The sequence below is a fragment of the Mesorhizobium sp. M1A.F.Ca.IN.020.06.1.1 genome, from assembly GCF_004023265.1.
GTDB lineage: Bacteria > Pseudomonadota > Alphaproteobacteria > Rhizobiales > Rhizobiaceae > Mesorhizobium.
This window is the reverse complement of sequence record NZ_RZSR01001087.1, coordinates 1-1,843: the sequence shown is the minus strand read 5'-3', so window position 1 is coordinate 1,843 and position 1,843 is coordinate 1. Positions and strand designations below refer to the sequence as shown.

Annotated in this window: 1 protein-coding gene; it reads left to right on the top strand. The window is 62.8% G+C overall.

Translation table 11 applies throughout. The features are described 5' to 3' along the window. Positions 1-273: 273 nt before the first annotated feature. Positions 274-1,764: a replicative DNA helicase gene (locus EOA60_RS31210; protein ID WP_067330253.1), complete on the top strand. Its 1,491-nt coding sequence runs from the start codon at positions 274-276 to the stop codon at positions 1,762-1,764. Positions 1,765-1,843 lie beyond the last annotated feature (79 nt).

The window sequence follows — 1,843 nt, the reverse complement described above, 5'->3', positions numbered from 1 at the left end:
CTGAGCCGCTTGTGATTCAGGGGCGAGGCGACACGGCGCAGACAAGCTTGCCACGACTGACATAACCGGCATCGCATTTTCCTGTTTTGTTCTCGTTCGAGGCCCGCTAGGGTTGCGCACTTCGATTCGAGTCAATGACGATTCTTTCCACGGAAAAATTTCGGTTGTGAATCGCGAGCATCGAAGCCGGTTGGAACCTCACTGTTGCAGATAAGTCAGCACCGACTTTTCCAGTTCTGATATCGAGGAAGCGGGATCGAAATCGGGGACATCATGGCTGAAGCAGCGCGCAAGCTCGGCGTGGCGGAGCAACCGCTCTACCGCGAGGCACCGAACAACATCGAGGCCGAGCAGGCGCTGCTTGGCGCAATTCTGGTCAACAACGACGCCTTCTACCGCGTCTCGGATTTCCTCAAGCCCGCGCATTTCTATGAGCCGCTGCACCGCAAGATCTTCGAGGTCGCGGCAGAGCTCATCCGCATGGGCAAGATCGCGACGCCGATCACGCTGAAGACCTTCCTGCCGGCGGAAGAGAAGGTCGGCGACATGACGGTGGCGCAGTATGTCGTGCGGCTCGCCGTCGAGGCGGTCACGGTCGTCAACGCGGCCGATTACGGACGAGCCATCTACGACCTCGCCACGCGCCGGGCGCTGATCACCGTCGGCGAGGACATGGTCAACATCGCCTATGACGCGCCGGTCGACATGTCGCCCTCGGAGCAGATCGAGGACGCCGAGCGGCGCCTGTTCGAGCTCGCGGAGACTGGCCGCTACGACGGCGGCTTCGAGAGCTTCAACGACGCGGTAAAAACCGCCGTCGACATGGCCAACGCCGCCTATATGCGCGACGGCCATCTGTCAGGCATCGCCACGGGGCTGCGCGACCTCGACCGCCGCATGGGCGGCCTGCAGCCTTCCGACCTGATCGTGCTTGCCGGGCGCCCCGGCATGGGCAAGACCTCTCTGGCCACCAACATCGCCTTCAATATCGCCGAGGCCTATCAACCGGCGCAGCAGGCCGACGGCACCTTCAAGGCGGCCAATGGCGGCGTGGTCGGCTTCTTCTCGCTCGAAATGTCGTCGGAACAGCTCGCCACCCGCATCATCTCCGAGCAGACCGAAATCTCGTCATCGAAGATCCGCCGCGGCGAGATCTCCGAGATGGATTTCGAGAAGCTGGTCGCCTGCTCGCAGACGATGCAGAAGATCCCGCTGTTCATCGACCAGACCGGCGGCATCTCGATCGCGCAGCTCTCCGCGCGGGCGCGGCGGCTGAAACGCCAGCGCGGCCTCGACCTCATCGTCATCGACTATATCCAGCTGATGCAGGGCTCGAGCGCGCGCGCCTCGCAGAACCGCGTGCAGGAAATCACCGAAATCACCACGGGCCTGAAGGCTCTAGCCAAGGAGCTCGGCGTGCCGATCATCGCGCTGTCGCAGCTGTCGCGTCAGGTCGAAAGCCGCGACGACAAGCGCCCGCAGCTCTCGGACCTGCGTGAATCCGGTTCGATCGAGCAGGACGCCGACGTGGTGCTGTTCGTCTACCGCGAGGAATACTACCTCAAGAACCGCGAGCCGAAGCTCGGCACCGACGAATACATCAAGTGGGAAAACGAGATGAACGAGGCGCGCGGCAAGGCCGAGTGCATCGTGGCCAAGCAGCGTCACGGACCGACCGGCACCGTCAGCCTCGCCTTCCATGGCGAATTCACGCGGTTCTCGGACCTGGCCGAGGAGCATCATTTGCCGGAGAGGTTTGAGTAGTTTTTGGCCCACGTCAGCGCTCCGTCACACCCCCCTCTGTCCTGCCGGACATCTCCCCCGCAAGGGGAGAGATTGGCTG

Coding starts and splice junctions, on each gene's coding strand:
- EOA60_RS31210 (WP_067330253.1), top strand. CDS start 274: ATGGCTGAAGCAGCGCGCAAGCTCGGCGTGGCGGAGCAACCGCTCTAC.